19 protein-coding genes are annotated in these 20,284 nt (G+C 68.4%); 3 read left to right on the top strand and 16 right to left on the bottom strand.

Going from position 1 to position 20,284, the window contains the following annotated elements; all coding sequences use genetic code 11:
• The first annotated feature begins 6 nt into the window (after positions 1 to 6).
• The 3 genes from HB681_RS10300 to HB681_RS10295 all read left to right on the top strand — a co-directional run bounded on the left by HB681_RS10300 (position 7) and on the right by HB681_RS10295 (position 1,828).
• On the top strand, positions 7 to 660 hold the full coding sequence (locus HB681_RS10300; RefSeq protein WP_213954721.1) for an SCO family protein: 654 nt from the start codon (positions 7 to 9) through the stop codon (positions 658 to 660).
• Between the two features lie 78 nt (positions 661 to 738).
• Positions 739 to 864 carry a hypothetical protein gene (locus HB681_RS38035; protein ID WP_256734897.1) on the top strand — a complete coding sequence of 42 codons (126 nt, stop codon included), beginning with the start codon at positions 739 to 741 and terminating at the stop codon, positions 862 to 864.
• Between the two features lie 13 nt (positions 865 to 877).
• Entirely contained in the window at positions 878 to 1,828 is a 951-nt protein-coding gene (locus tag HB681_RS10295; RefSeq protein WP_213954720.1) for an AEC family transporter, read from the top strand.
• 275 nt (positions 1,829 to 2,103) lie between these two features.
• Here the strand turns inward: HB681_RS10295 and HB681_RS10290 are convergent, their stop codons facing one another.
• The 16 genes from HB681_RS10290 to HB681_RS10215 form a co-directional block, all read right to left on the bottom strand.
• Positions 2,104 to 3,714: an AMP-binding protein gene (locus HB681_RS10290; RefSeq protein ID WP_213954719.1), complete on the bottom strand. Its 1,611-nt coding sequence runs from the start codon at positions 3,712 to 3,714 to the stop codon at positions 2,104 to 2,106.
• Positions 3,715 to 3,735: 21 nt separating this feature from the next.
• Positions 3,736 to 4,521, bottom strand: coding sequence for an enoyl-CoA hydratase/isomerase family protein (locus HB681_RS10285; RefSeq protein WP_213954718.1), 786 nt, complete (start codon positions 4,519 to 4,521; stop codon positions 3,736 to 3,738).
• A gap of 2 nt (positions 4,522 to 4,523) precedes the next feature.
• Complete coding sequence (locus HB681_RS10280; RefSeq protein WP_213954717.1) at positions 4,524 to 5,171, bottom strand: 2-hydroxychromene-2-carboxylate isomerase; 648 nt, start codon at positions 5,169 to 5,171, stop codon at positions 4,524 to 4,526.
• A gap of 5 nt (positions 5,172 to 5,176) precedes the next feature.
• A complete protein-coding gene (locus HB681_RS10275; protein WP_213954716.1) occupies positions 5,177 to 6,148 on the bottom strand; it encodes a nitronate monooxygenase in 972 nt (323 codons plus the stop codon).
• Positions 6,149 to 6,165: 17 nt separating this feature from the next.
• On the bottom strand, positions 6,166 to 7,776 hold the full coding sequence (locus HB681_RS10270) for a carboxyl transferase domain-containing protein (RefSeq protein WP_213954715.1): 1,611 nt from the start codon (positions 7,774 to 7,776) through the stop codon (positions 6,166 to 6,168).
• Positions 7,773 to 8,267, bottom strand: a complete 495-nt coding sequence (locus tag HB681_RS10265; RefSeq protein WP_213954714.1) for an acetyl-CoA carboxylase biotin carboxyl carrier protein subunit — start codon at positions 8,265 to 8,267, stop codon at positions 7,773 to 7,775. Before HB681_RS10265 ends, HB681_RS10270 begins: the two co-directional genes overlap by 4 nt.
• Positions 8,268 to 8,446: 179 nt before the next feature.
• Positions 8,447 to 9,919 carry a biotin carboxylase N-terminal domain-containing protein gene (locus tag HB681_RS10260; RefSeq protein ID WP_213954713.1) on the bottom strand — a complete coding sequence of 491 codons (1,473 nt, stop codon included), beginning with the start codon at positions 9,917 to 9,919 and terminating at the stop codon, positions 8,447 to 8,449.
• Complete coding sequence (locus HB681_RS10255; protein ID WP_213954712.1) at positions 9,916 to 10,755, bottom strand: TetR/AcrR family transcriptional regulator; 840 nt, start codon at positions 10,753 to 10,755, stop codon at positions 9,916 to 9,918. Before HB681_RS10255 ends, HB681_RS10260 begins: the two co-directional genes overlap by 4 nt.
• Positions 10,752 to 12,563, bottom strand: coding sequence for an acyclic terpene utilization AtuA family protein (locus HB681_RS10250; protein ID WP_213954711.1), 1,812 nt, complete (start codon positions 12,561 to 12,563; stop codon positions 10,752 to 10,754). Before HB681_RS10250 ends, HB681_RS10255 begins: the two co-directional genes overlap by 4 nt.
• Positions 12,564 to 12,574: 11 nt before the next feature.
• The gene (locus tag HB681_RS10245; RefSeq protein ID WP_213954710.1) at positions 12,575 to 13,378 is read right to left on the bottom strand and encodes an enoyl-CoA hydratase-related protein; all 804 of its coding nucleotides are present in this window, start codon (positions 13,376 to 13,378) and stop codon (positions 12,575 to 12,577) included.
• The gene (locus HB681_RS10240; RefSeq protein ID WP_213954709.1) at positions 13,375 to 14,313 is read right to left on the bottom strand and encodes an SDR family oxidoreductase; all 939 of its coding nucleotides are present in this window, start codon (positions 14,311 to 14,313) and stop codon (positions 13,375 to 13,377) included. Before HB681_RS10240 ends, HB681_RS10245 begins: the two co-directional genes overlap by 4 nt.
• Positions 14,314 to 14,324: 11 nt before the next feature.
• Complete coding sequence (locus HB681_RS10235; protein ID WP_213954708.1) at positions 14,325 to 15,530, bottom strand: ABC transporter substrate-binding protein; 1,206 nt, start codon at positions 15,528 to 15,530, stop codon at positions 14,325 to 14,327.
• A 77-nt stretch (positions 15,531 to 15,607) separates the two neighbouring features.
• The gene (locus HB681_RS10230; RefSeq protein ID WP_213954707.1) at positions 15,608 to 16,654 is read right to left on the bottom strand and encodes a branched-chain amino acid ABC transporter permease; all 1,047 of its coding nucleotides are present in this window, start codon (positions 16,652 to 16,654) and stop codon (positions 15,608 to 15,610) included.
• Positions 16,654 to 17,526: a branched-chain amino acid ABC transporter permease gene (locus tag HB681_RS10225; RefSeq protein ID WP_213954706.1), complete on the bottom strand. Its 873-nt coding sequence runs from the start codon at positions 17,524 to 17,526 to the stop codon at positions 16,654 to 16,656. Before HB681_RS10225 ends, HB681_RS10230 begins: the two co-directional genes overlap by 1 nt.
• Positions 17,523 to 19,421 carry an AMP-binding protein gene (locus HB681_RS10220; protein WP_213954705.1) on the bottom strand — a complete coding sequence of 633 codons (1,899 nt, stop codon included), beginning with the start codon at positions 19,419 to 19,421 and terminating at the stop codon, positions 17,523 to 17,525. The genes HB681_RS10225 and HB681_RS10220 overlap by 4 nt, the downstream gene beginning before the upstream one ends.
• A complete protein-coding gene (locus HB681_RS10215; RefSeq protein WP_213954940.1) occupies positions 19,418 to 20,233 on the bottom strand; it encodes an ABC transporter ATP-binding protein in 816 nt (271 codons plus the stop codon). The genes HB681_RS10220 and HB681_RS10215 overlap by 4 nt, the downstream gene beginning before the upstream one ends.
• Positions 20,234 to 20,284 lie beyond the last annotated feature (51 nt).

The raw sequence follows: 20,284 nt of genomic DNA, 5'->3' as shown, positions 1-20,284 counted from the left end.
ACGACGATGACTCGCCGCGCCGCCGGGCTCTTGGCCGCATGGACGCTGGGTGCGTGGGCAGCTTTCGCACCCAACTGCGGCAATGCCGAAGAGGCAGCGAGCACGCCCGTTCGTGCCGAGGCTGCGCGCCTCATGAACGAACTCATGACCGGCACCGGGCAGCCCATCGGCGGACCGTTCCAGCTCACCGACCCGGACGGTCGCCGCGTGGGGCCGGCGCAGTGGCGCGGCAAGGTGGTGCTGATGTACTTCGGCTACACGGGCTGCCCGGATGCGTGCCCCACGGCCCTGGCCGACATGGCCGCCGCGATCACCGCCCTGGGAGCCGACGGGGACCGCGTCCAGCCCGTGTTCGTGACGCTCGATCCGTTGCGCGATACGCCGGCCGTGCTGGCTGCCTATGTCCGGAGTTTCAATCCGCGCCTTGTCGCTCTTGGCGGCACCGAAGAGGAGGTGCGGCGGGTCGCGTTGTCGTACAAGGTGTTCTACGAGAAGGTGCCGATACCAGGGTCGCGTTTCTACATGATCGACCACACGTCGTTCACCTATGTGCTCAACGAAGCGGGCCAGTATGTCGGTTACTTTCCGCCTGCCACCAGCGGCGAGCGGATTGCCGCGCAGATGAGGGCGATGTTGCCTGCACCCGAGCGTTCGCAGTGAAGTGAAGACCCTGTCCTCGTCGGCTTGTCAGGCTTGACGCACCGGCCGAAAGGACGTCATCGCTGGCGCCGCGAGCGCATGGCCGGGTACAAACGGCCGCGTACCATCGCCGTCATCGGCGACGCCGGGATTCCACTCACCGCCACCCGCAAGGTCCTCCACCGCACACTGCGCGAGCGCATGGCCAGCGCCGCGACGCAGTGACACGAACCACCGCATGCAACAGATCCTGCTCGTCACCGCTCCCTTCTTCGCGCTGGTGTTCTGCGGCTGGATCGTGGCGCGCGCAGGGCTGCTGCCGCTGGAGGCGATTCCGGGGCTGAACGTCTTCGTGCTGTACTTCGCCCTGCCCTGCATGCTGTATCGCTTTGCGGCGACCACGCCGATCGTGCGTCTGCTCGATCCCACGGTCTCGTCGGTCTACCTGCTGTGCGCGCTCCTGATCGTGGCGCTCGCGATCCTGGCCACCCGGCGCGGGGACATCGGCTGGAACGACGCGTCCTTCGGCGCCCTGGTCGCGGCATTCCCGAACTCGGGCTTCATGGGCGTGCCGTTGCTCGTGGCCCTGCTCGGCCAGCGCGCGGCCGGCCCGGCCATCGTGGCGCTGGCCATCGACATGGTCGTGACTTCGTCGCTGTGCATTGCCCTGTCGCGCCTGGACAGCGCCATCGAGCACGGCGTCTCGCGCGCCATCGGCAATGCGTTGAAAGGCATGCTGAAAAACCCCCTGCCCTGGGCCATCGGGCTCGGGTGCCTGACCGCCGCCACCGGCTTCCGGCTGTGGGAGCCGGCCCGCAATTCGGTCGGCATGCTGGCCGACGGGGCGTCGCCGGTGGCGCTGTTCACCATCGGCGCGGTGCTGGCGCGGCCGCAGAAGGAGACGGCCTCCAGGGGCGTCGGCGACGTCCCGCTGATCGTGCTCTGCAAGCTCTTCGTGCATCCGGCGCTGGTGCTGGGCGTCGGCAAGCTAGCACAGGCCATCGGCGTGCCGCTCGACGATTTCGCGCTCGTCGTGCTGGTGCTCATCGCCGCGCTGCCCAGCGCCAGCAGCATCCCCATGCTGGCCGAGCGATTCAGTGCCGACACCGGCCGCATCGCACGCATCGTGCTCATCACCACAATGCTGTCCTTCGTCAGCTTTTCGGTGGCGGTCGCGTGGCTGGCCTGAGCCTGAAGACATGGCGTCGGCGCGCAGCGCGACGAGGCACGTTCCGACAGGCGCCCATGACGGCGCCCGCGGAAACTTGCTGCATGACCCAATTCATCCTTGCCTCGCTGGTTTCCCTCGCAGCTGCCGCCGTAATGACTGCCACCCTGCCTGCGGATGCGGCTTCGGTGGATTGGCAGTTGCCTTCCCTTGAAAGCCGGTGAGGCGCGGCCAGGGGCCTGGACGACGACCAGGCCACCACATGCCAGATGCTCAGCGTCTCACCGAGGCGCAGATCACCTGCCCTCCGCTTCCCTGAAATGCCCGGCATGGCGCTCCCGCAGCACGGACTTCTGGATCTTGCCGGTGGCAGTCTTGGGCAGCGCGTCGACCATGATGTAGGCCTTGGGGCATTTGTAGGGACTCAGCCTTTCACGCAAGCGACTGTCCAGAGCCTGCGTGTCCAGTTGCGCGCCCGGCCGCGTCACGACGACCGCGGTCACAGCCTCGCTCCAGTGCGCGTGCGGCAGGCCGATCACCACCACTTCCGCGATCGCCGGCTCCGCTTCATAGAGGGCCTTCTCGACCTCGATCGAGGCAATGTTCTCGCCGCCGCTCTTGATCACGTCCTTGAAGCGATCCTTGAACCACAACAGGCCGTCGGCGTCGAAGTAGCCCACGTCGCCCGAGTGGAACCAGCCGTGGCGGAACGCCTGCTGCGTGGCCGCCTCGTCATGCAGGTAGCCTGACAACGCCTGCGGGCTGCGATAAACGATCTCACCGGCCTCGCCTTGTGGCAGCCCGATGCCGTCCGGATCGACGATGGCCACCTGCACATTCGTCCCCGGCGTGCCGGCCGCGCCGGGATGGCTGAGCTGGTGCTCCGGCCGGAAGAAGGTCGCGACCGGGCTCATCTCGGTCTGGCCGAACATCAGCGAGAAGCCGCAGCCAAAGGTCTCGATGGCCGCGCGCAGTTCGTGGTCGGGCATCGGCGCCATCGCATACACGGCCAGGCGCAGGCTGCGCACGTCGCGTGGGCGCTCGCGCTGCGCCTCGAGCAGTGCGCGGTACATCATCGGCAGGCCGAACAGCAGCGTGAGCTTCTCCTTCTCGACCAGGTCGAGCAGCCGTTGCGCATCGAAGCCCTGCATGACGCAGATGGCGCCACCGACGGCGATCACCGGCGTGCAGATAGCGTTGATCTGCGCGGTATGGAACATCGGCATCAGCGCCACCGCACGCTCGTCGGCGCTCATGCGCGTGTCGATGGCGGTGCCGAGCGACTCGAGGTAGATGGCGAGCTGGCTGCCGACCACGCCCTTCGGCGCGGAGGTGGTGCCGCTGGTGTAGAGGTAGGACAGCGGCGCCCGGTCCTCGACGAAGACCGGCGGCACGTGCGCCGGCTGCGCTCGCTGAAGCGCGTCGTAGGCGTGCAGCGCATAGGTGTCCGCCAACTGCCCGCGCACCTTGTCGATGTCCCCGATGACGATGACCTCGCCCAAGGCCAGGCCGGGCTCCAGGCCGGTGCTGAACTGCTCGAACAGGTCGGTGGTCACCACCGCGCCGCGCACTTTCGCGTGGCCCAGCACATAGGCCAGTTCGCGGTTGCGCCAGAACAGGTTGATCGGCACGCAGACCACGCCGACCTTGGCGCAGGCGAAGTAGGTGGCAAGGAACTCGGCGCTGTTGGCGGACATCAGCGCGAGCGCATCGCCGGGGCCGTACCCCAGCGACAGCAGGCCATGCGCAACCCGGTTGGCGAGCGCCTCGAATTCACCGTAGCTGAATCGCCGTTCGCCATCGATCACGCAATCCTTCGCCGGCCCACGTGCGGCACTGCGCGTCAGCAGGTCGCCGACGTTGACGCGCTGGATCAGGTTGCGGTCGATGCGCTGGTCTTGTTCCATGTTGTCTCCTGTCGTTGTTGTTCAGTGCCCGGTGAAGTGCGGCGGGCGCTTCTCGATGAAGGCGCTGCAGCCTTCGTGCGCGTCGTCGCTATCGAACACGAGGCTGATCATGGCCTGTTCGTATTCGAGCGCGGCATCGAGCGGCATTTCCGCTCCATGCAGCATCGCGCGCTTCAACATCCGCAGGGCGACCGGGGATTGCGCCGCGATGCGCTGCGCCAGCGCCATCGTCTCGGCCATCAAATGCATGGCCGGCACCACGCGATTGACCAGCCCTAGCGAGAGCGCCTCGGCGGCGGTGATCGGATCGCCGGTGAACATCAGCAGCTTGGCCTGGCACAGGGGCAACTGGCGCATCAGGCGCTGCGAGCCGCCGCCGCCGGGGAACAGGCCCAGCTTGATCTCGGGCAGCCCGATCTGCGCGCCGTCGGCGATCAGGCGGATGTCGGTGCACAGCAGCAGTTCCATGCCGCCGCCCAGCGCCCAGCCGTTGACGGCGGCCAACGTCGGCTTGCTGCAGCTCTCCAGGCGCCGGAACACACGCCGCACCACTTCGCCGAACTCGCCGTGATGCGCGAGGCCGCGCCGCGTGTTCAGGTCCCGGATGTCGCCACCGGCGACGAAGGCGCGATCGCCCACGCCGGTGATGACGATGGCGCGCACCGACGGGTCCTGCGCGAGACGGTCGATCGCCTGTTCCATCGCCAGCAGCATCGGCACGTCCAGCGCGTTGAGCGTGCGCGGACTGTTGAAGCGCATGACGCCGACGGCGCCCTCGTTGAACAGCTCGATGGGTGGGGCTTGCATGGTCAGGGCGGGGCGAGTGCAGTGAAGGGCCGCGAAGCCAGGGCGCCGGCGAGCACGGCGTCGATCTGCGGCAATCGATCGACGCCGAAGAATGGCTCGCCGTCCACCATCACGAAAGGCGAGCCGAAGACGCGCTGGCGCACGGCTTCGTCGACCGCCGCCGCCAGCAAGGACCTCGCCTGCGCGCCTTGCAACAGTTGCAGGCAGGTGTCCGCATTGCCAAGGACAGGCGCCTGCGCGGCCAGCCATCGCGCCACGACCGCCGGGTCGCCGATCGGCGTCGCATCGACGAAGTAGGCGCGCATCACGCCGCGGGCGAAGCGCACCGCGGCCTGCGCATCGACGGCCTCCAGCAGGTAGAAGCCACGCGCCGCATGCTGGGTGATCGCAGGAAAGCCCGGGGGCAGGCGGAAGTCCACGCCCAGGTGCCGCGCCGAACGCTCGAAGTCATGCGCCATGTAATCGCGCTTGACAGGGTTCTCCAACGGCGCGGGCAACCCCAGCGCACGCAGCACGGCAAACAACAGGATCGGTCGCCAGCGCACGCTGCGACCGTGGCGCGCAGCCAGCGCGTCGATCTTTTCGCCCATGAAGTAGCCATAGGGCGACGCGAAGTCGAACCAGAAATGGAGCGGAGCGGGAGCCTGCATGGTCATCAGGCCGTCCGCAGCGCGGGGCTCGGCGGAATGCGGCAGGCAGCCCGGTATTCCTCGGCTATGCGCCTGACGAGTTCGGCGACGGTCGGGATGTCGTGGATCGTGGCCACGCCCTGCCCTGCGCTCCACAGGTCTTTCCAGACGCGGGCCTCGGTGTCGGTCAGCGACGCCATGTCGGGCTTCTTCGGCGGCAGCGTGGCGACGTCGATGCCGAAGCGATCGATCGACGCGCGCAGGAAATTGGCCGGCACGCCGGAGAAGCGGTCGGTGTAGATCAGGTCGGCCACGCCGGCGTCGACCACCATCTGCTTGTAGGCCTGCTGCGCCTGCGACTCGCGCGTGGCGAGGAAGCGCGTGCCCATGTAGGCCAGGTCGGCGCCGAGCATCTCGGCCGCGCGCACCTGCCAGCCGTCGTTGATGGCGCCGCCCAGCACCAGGCTGCCCTGCCAGAACTCGCGGATCTCGCGCACCAGCGAGAACGCGCCCTGGCTCGATGCATGGCCGCCTGCGCCGGCGCCGACGCAGATCAGGCCATCGACGCCGGCCCGCGCCGACTTGCGTGCGTGCTCGGCGCTCGTGACGTCGCAGAAGACCGTGCCCCCATAGGCATGCACAGCCTGCACGACCGGCGCGGGATTGCCGAGGCAGGTGATGACGAAGGGCACCTTGTGCGCCACCACCACTTCGAGGTCCGGCTCGAAGCGCGGATTGGTGTGGTGCACCACGAGGTTGATGCCGAACGGCGCGATGAGGGCTTTCGGGTCGGCCGCGCGGGACGATGCCAGCTCGCGCTCGATCTCGCTGAGCCAGTCATCGAGCTGCGCCGTCGGTCGCGCATTGACGTGCGGAAAGGTGCCGACCACGCCGGCCTTGCACAAGGCCGTCACCAGCGGCGGAAAGGACACCAGGAACATCGGCGCGCCGATGACAGGCACCGACAGGGTGTTCTGGAACAGCGTGGGCAATGGCATGGTGGATCGCTTAGCCGTCAGAGCCGCAGCACGCCATACCCGATGTCGTCGTCGAAGGGCGCATTGAGCGAGGCGACGATCGCCATGCCGAGCGCATTGCGCGTGTCGACCGGATCGAGGATGCCGTCGTCCCACAGTTCCGAGGTCGAGTGGTAGGCATCGCTCTCCTCCTCGAAGCTCTTGAGCACCGGGTCGCGAATGGCGGCCACCTCTTCGGCCGACAGCGTGCGGCCCTTGCGCTCCAGCTGCCGCACCTTGACCTCGGCCAGCGTATTGGCGGCCTGCTCCGCGCCCATCACCGCGATCTGCGACTGCGGCCACATCCAGAGGAAGCGCCCGTCGAACGCGCGCCCGCACATGCCGTAGTTGCCCGCGCCGAAGGAGCCGCCGACGATCACGGTGAACTTCGGCACCGTGCAGCCCACCTGCGTCATGATCATCTTCGCGCCGTCCTTGGTGATGCCGCGCTCCTCGTACTCGCGCCCGACCATATAGCCGGTGATGTTCTGCAGGAAGACCAGCGGCGTGCGGTCACGGTCGCACAGCCGCATGAAGTGCGCGGCCTTGAGCGAGCTGTCGTTGAAGAGCACGCCGTTGTTGGCGAGGATGCCGACCTTGCAGCCCCAGATGCGCGCATAGCCGCAGACCATCGTGGTGCCGTAGCCCGGCTGGTATTCATGGAAGTTGCTGCCGTCGACGATGCGCGCGATCACCTCGCGCATGTCGAAGCCGGTCTTCCAGTCGGTCGGGATGATGCCGTAGAGCTCCTGCGGATCGTAGTGAGGCGGCTCGGCCTCGACGCGGTCGATCGCCTGCTTCCGGATGGGCGTGGTCTGGGCCAGGATGTCGCGCGCGATGGCAAAGGCATGCGGCTCGTCGTCGGCGGCGTAGTCGCAGGTGCCGGAGACGGTCGTGTGCATCTCGGCGCCGCCGAGCGCCTCGGCCGTGACCACTTCGCCGGTGGCCGCCTTCACCAGCGGTGGCCCGCCGAGGAACACGCCGCCGTTGCCGCGCACGATCACGCTGTAGTCGCACAGCGCCGGGATGTAGGCGCCGCCCGCCGTGCAATGCCCCAGCACGATGGCGATCTGCGGCACGCCCATCTTCGACAGCGTGCACTGGTTGCGGAAGATGCGGCCGGCCGCATGCCGGTCCGGGAACAGGTCGGACTGCAGGGGCAGGAAGCCGCCGGCGCTGTCGCACAGGTGCAGCACCGGCAGCCGGTTCTCGATCGCGATGTCGAGCGTGCGCACGATCTTCTTCACCGACAGCGGATACCAGGCGCCACCCTTGATGCTCGGGTCGTCGGCATGGATGACGACCTCGCGGCCCTGGATGATGCCGATGCCCGACACCTGCCCCGCGCCATGCACCTCGCCGCCATAGGCGCGATTGGCGGCCAACGTGCCGATCTCCAGGAACGGCGTGCCGGGGTCCAGCAGCAGGTCGAGGCGTTCGCGCACGGTGAGCTTCTTCTGGCGATGCAGGCGCTCGATGTCGCGCTCCGGCCGCTCGTGGCGGGCCGTGTGGATGCGCTGGCGCAGCGCCTCGACGCGCTCGCTCATGGCCGCATGGTTTTGCCTGTAGCTGGCGCTGCCGGTGTCGACATGGCTCTGGATACGACTCATGCGCCGCTCCCTTCCTCTGCGGCCACGCGCACCAGCACCGCCCCGCGCTGGAAGGTCTGGCCGACCGCGAATGGCAGTTCGGCGACCACGCCATCGCATGCGGCGCCGATGGTCATCTGGAGCTTCATGCTCTCGATGACGAGCAGCGCCTCGCCCTGGCGCACCAATTGGCCCGGCGCGGCGTGCAGCGACACCACGACGCCGGGCATCGGCGCCTGCGAACTGCCGTCGGCGGAAGCGCCGCCCGCAGACCGGGCGCGCGTCGGATCGATGCGCTCCACGCGCCAGGCACGGCCCTGCAACTGGACGTAGATGGCGTCGCCGTTGGCCACGGCCAGCAGCTTCTCGATGCGGCCATCGACCAGGGTGCTGAACTCGCCGTTGCCGGTCTGGCGCACGGCCAGCCGGGTGTCATCGACGGCCACGCCGTCGTGGCGCAGGTGCACCTGATGCCGCGTGGACGGCTCGTCGCTGAGGGAAAGCAGGGTCATGGATTGAAGAGGTCCACTCGGAACCTGTGAATAAATCGGACGTGTACGAGCAGTTCGTCCAAACGCGCCCAATCCAGGCGCAAAGCGCAGCCGTAGCTCGCGCTACGGCGAGCATTCGCAACGACGAGTGGGCGTGTTTGGGCGGGCTGAGCGTGCATGGCTGGTTTGTTCACAGGTTCTCAGTTGCGCCACGCGCCCATCGAGGCGTAGGGCTCGGGAATCGGCCTGGCGCTGCGCTCGGGCGCGGCGCTGGCGGCCACCGCCAACAGGGCGTGGCGCTGCGCATCGCTCAGCGAGTCCGGCAGGAGGTCGGCGCGATGCCGCTCGAGGAAGCCGGTATCGGTCTCCCCGCGTCCGAAGGCCGGGTGACGCAACACGCGGCCCAGGTAGTCGCTGTTGATCGTCACGCCGAGCATCGCGGTCTCGGCCAGCGCGTTGCGCATGCGCGAGATCGCCAGCCCGCGGTCCACGCCATGCACCACCAGCTTGGCCAGCATCGAATCGAAATCCGCCGTCACCGCCGCGCCCTCGATCACGCCGCCGTCGAAGCGCACGCCCGGGCCCTGCGGCGTGCGCAGCAGCAGCACATGGCCGGTGTCGGGCACGAAGCCGGCGTCGGCGTCCTCGGCGAGGATGCGGCATTCGATCGCGTGGCCGGCATGGCGCACGTCTTCCTGCGCAATGCCCAGCGGCTCGCCCTGCGCCACGCGCAACTGGAGTTCGACGAGGTCAAGGCCGGTCACCATCTCCGTCACCGGATGCTCGACCTGCAGCCGCGTGTTCATCTCGAGGAAGAAGAATTCGCCTTCGGGCGAGACGATGCATTCGACCGTGCCCGCATTGACGTAGCCGGCCGCGCCCGCCAGCCGCACGGCGGCGGCACAGATGCGTTCGCGCAGGGCCGGCGCAAGGCCGGGCGCGGGCGATTCCTCGATCAGCTTCTGGAAGCGCCGCTGGATCGAGCACTCGCGCTCGCCGAGGTGGATCACGTGGCCGTGCGCATCGCCGAACACCTGCACCTCGATGTGCCGCGGCCGCTCGACGAAGCGCTCGGCAAAGAGCCGGCCATCGCCGAAGTAGCGCTGGCTCTCGCCGCGCGCGATCGTGATCGCGTCTGCCAGTCCGTCTTCGCCCCGGACGATCTGCATGCCCTTGCCGCCGCCGCCGGCCGCGCCCTTGATCAGCAGCGGAAAGCCGACGGCGCGTGCACGCGCGGCGAAGGTCGACGGATCGTCCGCCTCGTCGGCTGAAGGGGTGACCGGCACGCCATGCGCCACCGCGAATTTGCGCGCGCTGATCTTGTCGCCCATCAGCTCGATCACCTTGGCGGGCGGGCCGACGAACACGAGGCCGGCATCGGCCACGGCCTGCGCGAAGGCGGCGTTCTCGGAGAGGAAGCCATAACCCGGGTGGATTGCGTCGCAGCCGCTGTCGCGGGCCGCGCGGATCATCGCCTGTGCGTCGAGCCAGGCCGCGACGGGCGGCTGGCCGAACACCTCCACCATGTCGGTCGCCGCTGCAAGCGCAGGGCCGGCGCGATCCTGCTGGTGCCAGGGCACGACGGTGTCGATGCCCAGGCGCCGCGCGGTGCGAACGATGCGCAGCGCGATCTCGGCGCGGTTGGCGATGAAGAGCTTGCGAATGGCTGTCATGAACGTGCCTTGCGGCGTTTGGCCGCAACCGGCTGTTTCGCTGCGACGGTGGCTGGTGGCGCTGCGACGGTGGGCATGCTGCGTACATCCTCTGCCGCGGCGCCGGCGACGATGCGTTCGAGCCGCGCCAAGCGGCGCTCGATGTCGGCCGGCGAGCCCGCGGCCGGCTGCGCCGCGACGGCGTCTTCCATCAACAGGCCGTTCAGCAGCAGGGCGGTGAACTGGTCGGCCATCGCCTCCACGTCGACAGCGCCCCCGCGGCCGAACAACTGCGCCCACATGCGATGCTCGATGCCGCCATAGACCATGCTGCGAACCAGTTCGGCATCGGTGCCCGCAGGCAACTCGCCGCTGTCCACCGCCTCGTGCACCGTGTGCAGCAGGAAGGCGGTGTAGCGCACGTGCAGGTCGTGCAGCACGGACTTGAAGTATTCAGGGCTGGTGCGCACCTCGTGCAGCACGATGCGCGAAAGGCTCGGCTCCTCCACGTACACGCGCAGATGTCGCCAGACCAGGAAGCGCAGCCGGCTGCGCAGGCCGTGGATGCGGGCGAAGCTGGTGGCGATGTCCTCGATCAGCGGCTCGTACATGCCGCGAAGCACTTCGTTGAGCAGGTCGCGCTTGGTCGGGAAATAGGTGTAGACCAGTCCCTCGACCACGCCGACACGCGCGGCAATCTCCCCGACCGAAGCGCGCTCGAAGCCCTTCTCCAGGAACACCGCGCGCGCGGCGGCGAGGATCTCTGCCGCGCGTCGCAGGCGGCGAGGCGTCTGCTTGCCGGCGGCGATGGGCGTCACCTTGGCGGTGGAAGTGGATGGCTTGGCCTCTGGTTTCATGGCAATTCCTGTAGCAGGCTGCGTGGCACTTCCACCGGCAGGTCCAGCAGCATCTGGGCGAAGGCCTTGCCCTGCGGGTCGTAGCGCAGCGAGGCGACGCCACCGCCGCCCAGGGCGTTCTCCAGTGTGAAGTTGAAGGCGTGGCAACCGGGCATTGCGAAGCGTGTCACCTTGCCGCGGCACACATGGGCGAAGTAGGAGGCCACCGAGTCGGCATCGAGCACCCGGCCCAGGAACTCGTACGCGGCCGGCGAGCGCGCGATCACGCCGATGTTGGCCATGTCGCCCTTGTCGCCGCTGCGGGCATGGGCGATGCGGATCAGTGGCACGGTTTCAGTGGGCGTGGTGGGGCTGCTTTCATCGATGCGCGGTTCAAGGTCAGGGGCGCTGTCATCGCCGGAAAGGTGTGCGACCGGCTCCGCCTCGAACGCCAGTGGCTCGCCGTCCAGGCTGACGCGCACGTCGACCTGCGACGGATCGACGCGCAGCGAGAACAGGCGCACCACCGGCGACGGCGAAGGCCTGCCCGCCGCGAAGCCCGTGATGCCCTGCGCCATCGAGGTGGCCGAGGGTGCGATCTCGCGGGCCAGCAGATCGAGCGCCGCGCGCTGCGCATGGCGCGCCGCCAGTTTGAGGATTACCTCGCGGCTGTCCGCAGTCCGCGCATGCGGGCCATACGTGCTCTCTGCGCCCAGCACCTCGATGCTCGTCTCGTCGAAGTCCGCCATGCCGCGCGCGAGGTTCAGTCGGCGGCAGCGCGCGAGGATCGCGTCGCCCACGCGCTGCGCCTTTCGTGCCGCGGCAGGGCCGCCGATCATCAGCGTGCCCAGCAGGCGCCAGCCGTCGGCATAGGTGGCGCTGGCCTTGAGCGTGGCCGGCGCGGGTCGGCCACGCGCGCCGGTCACCCGCACGCTGTCGGGGCCCGCTTGCAACATCGTCACCCCGGAGAAGTCGCAGCAGACATCCGGCAGCAGGTAGGCACGCGGATCGCCGATCTCGTAGACGAGTTGTTCCGCCACGGTCGCCGGCTCGACCAGTCCGCCCGTGCCGGCCGGCTTGGTGAGCGTGAAGCCCTGCCCATCCGGATCGCATTCGACGATCGGGAAACCCATCTCCTCCCAGCCGGGCACGCGCTCCCAGTCGGTGAAGAGGCCGCCCGTCGCCTGCGCGCCGCATTCGATCAGGTGGCCGGCCAGGCTCCCGGTGGCGAGCCGGTCCCAGTCCTGCCAGCCCCAGCCGAATTCATGCACCAGCGGCGCCAGCGTGACCGCGCTGTCGACAACGCGACCGGTGATCACGATGTCGGCGCCGGCGTCCAGTGCGGCGACGATCGGTTGCGCGCCGAGGTAGGCGTTGAGGCTCAGCAATTGCGGTGGCATCGGCGCACCGCTGAACATCTCGCGCGTGCCGGCCGCACGCAAGGCATCGGCACGGCTCGACAAGTCGTCGCCCTCCACCACCGCGATGCGCAGCGGCACGCCGAGCGCCCGGAGTTCTCCGGCCAGGGCGCGCGCGCAGGCGGCTGGATTGACGCCGCCCGCGTTCGACACCACGCGGATGCCGCGCGACTGGATCTCGCCCGCAAGCGCCGCTACCACGCGTACGAAGTCCGGCGCATAGCCGGCCTCGGGCGACTTGGCGCGCGCCCGTGCAAGCAGCGACATCGTGATCTCGGCCAGGAAGTCGAACACCAGGTAGTCGATGTCGCCGCGCCGCACGAGCTGCGCGGCGCCCTCCTCCGAGTCGCCCCAGAAGCCGCTCGCGCAGCCGATGCGCAACGGGTGTGTGCGGAGCGTCGAACGGCTCATGGCACGGTCCTTCAACGCCCGGGCCACACCGGCGCGCGGCGCTCGGCGAAGGCCTTCATGCCTTCGCGCGTGTCCTCGCTCTGCGACAGCACCGGCAGGATGGCCTGCGCCAGGTTCAGCGCATCGCCAAAGGCAAGATCATGGATCGCAGAGATGGCGCGCCGCCCGATGCGCAACGCCACGGGCGAGTTGGCGGCCAGCCTGGCCACCATGGCATCGACCGCGCCGTCCAGTTCACCGGCCGGCACCACGGCATTCACGATGTCGAAGCGCTGCGCCTCGGCGGCCGTGAAGCGCTGCGCGAAGAAGCACATCTCCTGTAATCGGCGCCGCGGAATCACGCGCATCAGCACCGGCAGGATCATCATCGGAAAGACGCCGACCCTGGCCTCGGTGGTGCCGAACATGGCGCCTTCGGTGGCAATGGCGAAGTCGCAGGCGCAGACCAGGCCGAGGCCGCCGCCGAAGGCGCCGCCGTTGACGCGGGCGATGATCGGCAGGTTGCAGCGCTCCAGCGCACGGAACAGTTCCGCGACCGGGTTGTCGAAGCGGCCCGGCTCCAGCGCGAACGGCGAGCCGTCGGCCGTGGGCTTGAGGTGTCCGCCGGCGCAGAAGGTCTTGTCACCCGCGCCGGTCAGGACGATGGCGCGCACGCCCTCCATCGCTTCGGCTTGCTGCAGGGCCTCCACCAACGCGGCCATGACGGCATCGGTCATCGTGTTGTGCGCGTCGGCCCGATCGATCGTGATGCGGCAGGCGGCGCCGTCGCGCTCGACCCTGACCTGCGAAGTAGCCGTAGTGGTCGAAGCAGTCATGGGCCCGCCGCCCCTTCCGGCGCGCCGCCATCGGCGAAGGTCACCGGCGGCTGGTACTGCGGAAAGCCATCGAAGGGGAAGCTGCGCTGGGCCGCGGCCAGCGTCCATGTGTGGCGCGCCGTGGGAACCCCACCGTCGACACGGATCACCGTGCCGTTGATGAAGCCGGCCGCTTCCGACAGCAGGTACACCACGGCCGACGACAACTCCGCCTCGGTGCCGAAGCGCTGCAGCGGCACCTTGCCGCGCAAGCCCCGCAGCACGTTGCGGTAGTCCTCGTCGTAGGTGTCGATGCCGGCGGAGGCGATCCAGCCCGGCGCGACCCCGTTGACCCGCACGCCTGAATGCCCCCATTCGCAGGCCGCCGTCTCGGTGAGCGTGAGCACGCCGCCGCGCGCCGCCCCCGAGTGCCCCATGCCGGGCAGCCCGCCCCAGATGTCGGCCAGCATGTTGACGATGCTTCCGCCATGCGCCTGCATCCATTGCACGTAGCACTCGCGCGAGAAGAGGAAGGTGCCGTGCAGGTTGTTGCGCACCACCGCATCCCAGCCCTTGAAGGAGATGCTCTCCAGCTTCGCCGGGTACTGGCCGCCGGCGCAGTTGAAGAGCCCGTCGAGCCGGCCATGGGACTGCACGATGGCCGCGACCGTGGCCTGGACCGACGCCTCGTCGCGGATGTCGCAGGCATGGCATGTGACGTCCGCGGCGCGCTCCGGGTAGATCGCGGTGATCTCCGCCGCGACCGCCTGCAGCTTGGCCGTCTGCCGGCCCACCAGTGCGACGTGCGCGCCCAGGCTCGCCAGTTCATGCGCGGTGCAGCGGCCGAGTCCGCTTCCGCCACCCGTGACGACGACGGTGCGGCCCTCGAACAGGCCGGGCCGGAAGGCCGACCGATAGCGCTCGAGATTGGGAGATGGCGTGGCTGGAATGGTCATCGTCGGAAAGTTCAATACGCGTCGAAGTCGGTCAACGCCTTCACCGTGCCAGCCTGCGGATCGGTCTGGAACAGCTTGATCGGCAGCACCGCCTGGGCCTTCGGGTTGTCGAAGGAGACCGGCCCGCTCAGCCCACCGACCTTGAAGTCATGCAGCTTGTCGAGCTGCGCCACGACGCAGGCGCGCGTCAAGGTGGCGCCGCAACGGCGCACCCCTTCGGCGAACACCATCGTGCCGACGTAGCCGCTCACGGTGTAGCGGTTGAAGTTGTTGTAGTCGTCAGGGCTCAGGTACTTCCTGGCGGAGGCCATCAGCGCCACGCCGGCCGGGTCGTAGTTCGATGCGTAGTAGTCGGGGATCAGGTACTGGTAGCCGGACGGCGCGGCCAGCTTGACCGCCGCAGGCAACTGACCCGCCCACAGCGTCGCCAGCGTCACGTCCATGTCGAGCCGGCGCAGCTCCGACATGATCGAGGCTGACTCGGTCGTCAGCGTGCCGAGGTAGATCGCGTTCACGCCCTTGTCCTTCAGCGTGAGCACCTCGGCCGAGAAGTCCTTGGCGCCGCGCTTGAAGGAAATCTCCGCGACGCTGTTCAGGCCGTACTGCTTCACCGCCTTCTGGTAGCCGGACAGCAGCGCCTTGCCGAAGTCGTCGTCCTGGTAGAGGATGCCGAACTTGGCGCCCTTCTTGTTCATCTTCTCGACCATGTAGCGCATCGGCGCGTAGCTTGCATAGTCGTAGTCGGGGCCGATCATGAACACGGTGGGCCGGCGCGGCGACACCACCGCGGGGTTCGGCGCCATGTGCACCACAGTCGGCACCTTGGCTTCCTCGATGGCCGGCAGCATCGCCACCATGTGCGAGCTGCCGCTGGTGCCGGTGATGCCGAAGACCTTGTCGGTATCGATCAGCTTCTTCACCGCCGACACCGAGCGCGATGGCACGTAGCCGTCGTCCTCGTAGATCGCGCGCAGCTTGCGGCCGTTGATGCCGCCGGCCGCGTTGATCTCGGCGATCGCGAGCTTCGAACCGGCGGCGCCCGCCTTGCCGATCAGCGAGGCCGGGCCCGACATCGGCTGCACCTCGCCGATCAGGATTTCCGTGGCCGTCACGCCCACGTCCTGCGCCTGCGCGCCGAACGCCGCAAGAAGGCCGGCGAGGCCGAGGGTCGTGGTGGCGGCAAGGCGAAGCGCGCGTCTCGTTGCAAGCTGGTTCACTGGGGTCTCCTTCTGTGGGCGCCGGCGCTGGACGATTCCGGACCGTGCGCTGTCTTCGTATTCATCTGTCTCGACGATCATTGCGACAGGGGCCACTGCACCCAGAAGCGCTTGGACTTGCGCCAGATGCCAGCCAGGCCTTCGGGTTCGAGCCGCAGGAACAGCAGGATCACCACGCCGTACATCAGGCCCTTGACCTCGTAGATGCGGTCGGCCATCAGCGTGCGCACGCTGTCACCCGCGGCCGCGAAGCCGTAGTTCAGCAGTTCAGGCAGGAAGAGGATCAACGCCGCGCCGAGGATCGCGCCATGGGTGCGGCCCATGCCGCCCACGATCACCATGGCCAGCGCCTCGATGCTGATCAGCACCGTGAAAGTGTCGACGTTGACGAAGCGCGTCTGCAAGGCCACCAGTGCGCCCGCCACGCCGGTGTAGAAGGCGCTCACCATGAAGGCCAGCAGCTTGTAGCGCATCAGGTCGATGCCCATGGCGCGGGCCGCGATGTCATGGTCGCGCAGCGCCAGCCAGGCCCGGCCGATGCGCGTGCGCATGATGTTGAGCGTGATGAGCACGAACAGCACCAGCATCGCCAGCGCGGCATAGTAGAAGCGTTCGTCGCCCTTGAACGAGAAGCCGGCGATGGACAGCGGCTCGACCGGCATCCCCGCCGAGCCGCGCGTCAGCCCTTCGGCAAACAGCACCACATGCCGCACGATGAAGGTGAAGGCCAGCGTGGTGATCGCAAGGTACAAGCCCTTGAGTCGCAGCGACGGGACGCCGACGATGAGGCTCGCGAGCGCGGCGACCAGCCCGGCCAGAGGAATCGCCAGCAGCGAGGGCACGCCATAGTCCGTGCCGAGGATCGCCTGCGCATAGGCGCCGATCAGCAGGAAGCCGGCATGGCCCAGCGAGATCTGCCCGGCCACGCCCGACAGCAGGTTCAGCCCGAGCACGCCGATCGACACCACGAAGATGTCGGTCAGGATGTTGAGCCCGTGCGCGCCGAACCACGCCGGTGCCAAGGTCAGCAGCACGAGCCCGGCCAGCGACCACGACCAGGTGGAGCGGCGCGGCGCCAGCGCGACGAGGCCGGCGTAGGTGGTCTGGTAGGTACGGCTTTGCATCAGACGCGCTCGATCTCACGTTGGCCGAACAGGCCGTAGGGCTTCACCATCAGCACGACGATGATCAGCACGAAGCCGGCGATCTCCTTGAGCCCGCGCCCCAGGTAGCCGCCGGCCAGGTTCTCGACCACGCCGATCACCAGCCCGCCGAAGGCGCCGCCGATGACCGAGTCGAGCCCGCCGAGGATGGTCGCCGGAAAGCCGCGCAGGCCCATCTGCGAGATCTCCGGCTCCAGGCTGAACATCAGGCAGAAGGTCAATCCGGCGAAGGCCGCGAACACCGCCGACAGCGCCCAGGCGATGGCGCTGATGCGCTTCACGTTGATGCCCATCAGCAGCGCGGTGGTCTCGTTGTTGGAGGTGGCCCGCATGGCGATGCCGATGCGCGAGCGCGAGAAGAAGAGCCACATCAGGAGGCACAGCACCGCCAGCACGACCATCGCGAAGATCTGCCCCGGATAGAGCGCGAGCCCGGCGAAGCGGATGACCGTGTTGCCGAAGGGCCGCGGGAAGGCCGTCGGCTCGACGCCCCAGATCAGGATGACCGTGGAGCGGATCACCACTGCCAGCCCGATCGTGACCATGACGCGCGAGAACATCGGCTCGCCGAGCATCGGCCGGATGAAGACCCGGTCGATCGCCAGGCCCAGCAGCACGGCGATCGCCAGCACCGCGGCCAGCAGCGGACCGAAGCCGATGCCCGGAATCGTGGCCAGGCTGAAGCTGATGTAGGCGATCAGCATCATCACTTCGCCCTGCGCGAAATTCACCATGCCGGTGGCGCGGTAGACGATGGCGAAGCCCATTGCGACCAGGCCGTAGAGCGCGCCGATGACGAGGCCGGAGGTCACGAGGTTGAGGAAGTAGTTCATGCCGCTTCCAGCCCGTAGATGTGCGCCACCTCGGCCGCGAACTTCTGCTCGATCACGCGGCGGCGCACTTTCATCGTGGCGGTGAGTTCGCCATCGTCGTGGTCGAGTTGCTTCCGCAGCAGCGCGAACTTGCGGATGTTCTCCACGCGCGAGAAGCGCTCGTTGACGCGTTTCACATCCTCCGCGATGAGCGTGTTGACCGCCTCCAGCCGGGCCAGGGTCTCGTAGGTGGTGTAGGCGATGCCGCGCTCCTGCGCCCATTTGCCCACCGTGTCGAGGTCGATCTGGATCAGCGCCGAGACGAAATGCCGGCCATCGCCGAGCAGCACCGCCTCGCTGATGTAGGGACTCTCCTTCAACGCGTTCTCGATCAGCGAGGGCGTGATGTTCTTGCCGCCGCTGGTGATGAGGATCGCCTTCTTGCGGTCGACGATCTGCACCTGGCCGGTGGCCGCGTCGAGCTCGACGATGTCGCCGGTGCGCAGCCAGCCTTCGTCGAAGGCCGCGCGCGTGGCCTCCTCGTCATGCAGGTAGCCGTTGAAGACGATCGGGCCGCGCAATTGCAGTTCGCCATCGGCAGCCACGCGCTGCTCGACCACGCCGGGCACGGGCGGCCCGCACCAGCCGAGCCGCGATTGCGCCGGCGATTGCGAATGGCTTGCGCCGCTGCTCTCGGTCATGCCGTAGATCTGGTAGATCGGCACCCCCAGCGCGCGAAAGAACAGGATGACCGAGGGCGAGATCGAGGCGCCGCCCGTCATCGCGACCCGGGTGCGGTCCAGCCCGACGCCGGCCAGCAGGTTGCTGAACACCGTGACACGCAGCAGCCACGCGCCGAAGGCATCGCGCGCACTCACCGGCTTGCCGCCGTTGGCAATGGTCCGCTCGGCAATCGGCGTCGCAGTCGCCAGCGCACGCTCGAAGGCGCGCCGCGCGATGGGCCGCGCGTCGCGCGAGCGAATCAGGATCTCCTGCTGCAGCTTCTCCCAGATACGCGGCACGCCGAAGAAGAAGCTCGGCCCGATCTCGTGCAGGTTGTGCGTCACTGCGTCGATCGATTCCGCGAAGTTGACGACGGAGCCATAGACCAGTTGCATCACCGTCGACATCAGCCGCTCGGCTACATGGCACAGCGGCAGGTAGCAGACCACGGTGAGCGGCTTGCCGCCGAAGCCCTGCACCTGGCCAAGCGCGGCCGCGTTGCGCACGATGCCGGCGTGCGAGATGCGCGCGCCCTTGGGCATGCCGGTGGTGCCGGAGGTGTAGACGATCAATGCGTCCTGGTCGGCGTCGACCGCTTCCAGCGTGGCGTCCCAGGCGGCGCTGCGCACAGGGTCGCCTGCCAGGGCATGGCCTTGCGCGAGCGCCTCCGCAAAAGGCTGCAGGATGGGCTCCTGGTAGTGGCGCATGCCCTTCCAGTCGACGGTCAGCACATGCTCGAGGTCCGGCAATCCACCGTCGCGGCGCATCGCTTCGAGCACCTTGTCGGTCTGTTCCTGGTCGCCGCAGACCGCTACGCGCGCCTTGCAATGGCGCACGATGTATTGAAGCTCCGGCCACGGATTGGTCGGGTAGATGCCCACCGTGACCCCGCCGAGCGACTGCGCCGCGAGGTCGGCGAAGAACCATTCGGGCGTGCCGTCCGAAGCGATGACCAGCTTGTCGCCCGCGCCGAAGCCGATGCCCTGCAGGTACAGCGCAAAGGCCCGCACCTGCTCGAAGTAGCCCGACCAGCTCGTGCCCTGCCAGATGCCGCGAACCTTCTCGCGCAGCGCGATGCGATCCGGCGTGCTGCGAGCCCGATGCCGCAGGAGGCCGGGCAAGGTGGCGCGGCCTTCCAGGACACCGGGCGGCAGCTCGGCATCGGCATGCAGCGTGTGGTCGCGCTGGGTCATGCGGCTTGGCCCAGGTAGGCGGCGATGACCGCGGGGTTGCCGGCGACCTCGGCCGGCGTGCCGTCGGCAATCTTGCGGCCAAAGTTCAGCACGCAGACATGGTCGGAGATGTCCATCACGATGCCCATCTCGTGCTCGATCATCATCACCGTGACGTTGCGTTCCTCGCGGATGTCGAGGATGAAGCGCGCGATGTCCTCGGTCTCTTCCTGGTTCATGCCGGAGACCATCTCGTCGAGCAGCAGCAGGCGCGGCTGCATCGCCAGCGCGCGGCCCAGCTCGACACGCTTCTGCAGGCCATAGGAAAGCGTGCCGACCGGCAGGTCGCGGATGGTCTCGATCTCCAGGAACTCGACGATCTCTTCCGCGGCCTCGCGCGCGGCGATCTCCGCACGGCGGGTCGCGCCCCAGAACAACGCGGCGCCGAAGATGCCGGTGCTCAGGCGCGCATGCAGGCCGGTCAGGATGTTGTCGATGACCGATTCGTGCTTGAACACCGCCAGGTTTTGGAAGGTGCGCGCGATGCCGCGGCGCGACAGGCTGTGGGCCGGCGCGCCGGTGATGTCCTCGCCCTCGAAGGCGATGCTGCCGCTGCTCGGCCGCAGCAGGCAGGAGACCAGGTTGAACAGCGTCGTCTTGCCCGCGCCATTGGGCCCGATGACGCTGCAGATGTGGCCGCGCTGCACACGCAGGTCGATGCCTGCCAGGGCTTCCAGTCCGCCGAAGCGCTTGCCGATGCCTTGGAGTTCGAGCAGCGTCTGCGCCGCGGATTCCACCGCCGACGTGCCAGCGGCGCCGATCGCCCCCGCCATCACGACACGGTCCGTGTGCGGCGCCAGCACTGCACTCACCTGCAGACCTCC

The sequence above is a fragment of the Variovorax sp. dw_954 genome (assembly GCF_018449755.1).
In the GTDB taxonomy this organism is placed as follows: domain Bacteria; phylum Pseudomonadota; class Gammaproteobacteria; order Burkholderiales; family Burkholderiaceae_C; genus Variovorax.
Note: the sequence above shows the minus strand (reverse complement) of the source record. Positions and strands in the feature narration are given on the sequence as shown.

Excerpts from the sequence above, each read along its gene's own strand:
- HB681_RS10300 (WP_213954721.1), top strand. The coding sequence starts at position 7 with ATGACTCGCCGCGCCGCCGGGCTCTTGGCCGCATGGACGCTGGGTGCG.
- HB681_RS38035 (WP_256734897.1), top strand. The coding sequence starts at position 739 with ATGGCCGGGTACAAACGGCCGCGTACCATCGCCGTCATCGGCGACGCC.
- HB681_RS10295 (WP_213954720.1), top strand. The coding sequence starts at position 878 with ATGCAACAGATCCTGCTCGTCACCGCTCCCTTCTTCGCGCTGGTGTTC.
- HB681_RS10290 (WP_213954719.1), bottom strand. The coding sequence starts at position 3,714 with ATGGAACAAGACCAGCGCATCGACCGCAACCTGATCCAGCGCGTCAAC.
- HB681_RS10285 (WP_213954718.1), bottom strand. The coding sequence starts at position 4,521 with ATGCAAGCCCCACCCATCGAGCTGTTCAACGAGGGCGCCGTCGGCGTC.
- HB681_RS10280 (WP_213954717.1), bottom strand. The coding sequence starts at position 5,171 with ATGCAGGCTCCCGCTCCGCTCCATTTCTGGTTCGACTTCGCGTCGCCC.
- HB681_RS10275 (WP_213954716.1), bottom strand. The coding sequence starts at position 6,148 with ATGCCATTGCCCACGCTGTTCCAGAACACCCTGTCGGTGCCTGTCATC.
- HB681_RS10270 (WP_213954715.1), bottom strand. The coding sequence starts at position 7,776 with ATGAGTCGTATCCAGAGCCATGTCGACACCGGCAGCGCCAGCTACAGG.
- HB681_RS10265 (WP_213954714.1), bottom strand. The coding sequence starts at position 8,267 with ATGACCCTGCTTTCCCTCAGCGACGAGCCGTCCACGCGGCATCAGGTG.
- HB681_RS10260 (WP_213954713.1), bottom strand. The coding sequence starts at position 9,919 with ATGACAGCCATTCGCAAGCTCTTCATCGCCAACCGCGCCGAGATCGCG.
- HB681_RS10255 (WP_213954712.1), bottom strand. The coding sequence starts at position 10,755 with ATGAAACCAGAGGCCAAGCCATCCACTTCCACCGCCAAGGTGACGCCC.
- HB681_RS10250 (WP_213954711.1), bottom strand. The coding sequence starts at position 12,563 with ATGAGCCGTTCGACGCTCCGCACACACCCGTTGCGCATCGGCTGCGCG.
- HB681_RS10245 (WP_213954710.1), bottom strand. The coding sequence starts at position 13,378 with ATGACTGCTTCGACCACTACGGCTACTTCGCAGGTCAGGGTCGAGCGC.
- HB681_RS10240 (WP_213954709.1), bottom strand. The coding sequence starts at position 14,313 with ATGACCATTCCAGCCACGCCATCTCCCAATCTCGAGCGCTATCGGTCG.
- HB681_RS10230 (WP_213954707.1), bottom strand. The coding sequence starts at position 16,654 with ATGCAAAGCCGTACCTACCAGACCACCTACGCCGGCCTCGTCGCGCTG.
- HB681_RS10225 (WP_213954706.1), bottom strand. The coding sequence starts at position 17,526 with ATGAACTACTTCCTCAACCTCGTGACCTCCGGCCTCGTCATCGGCGCG.
- HB681_RS10220 (WP_213954705.1), bottom strand. The coding sequence starts at position 19,421 with ATGACCCAGCGCGACCACACGCTGCATGCCGATGCCGAGCTGCCGCCC.
- HB681_RS10215 (WP_213954940.1), bottom strand. The coding sequence starts at position 20,233 with ATGGCGGGGGCGATCGGCGCCGCTGGCACGTCGGCGGTGGAATCCGCG.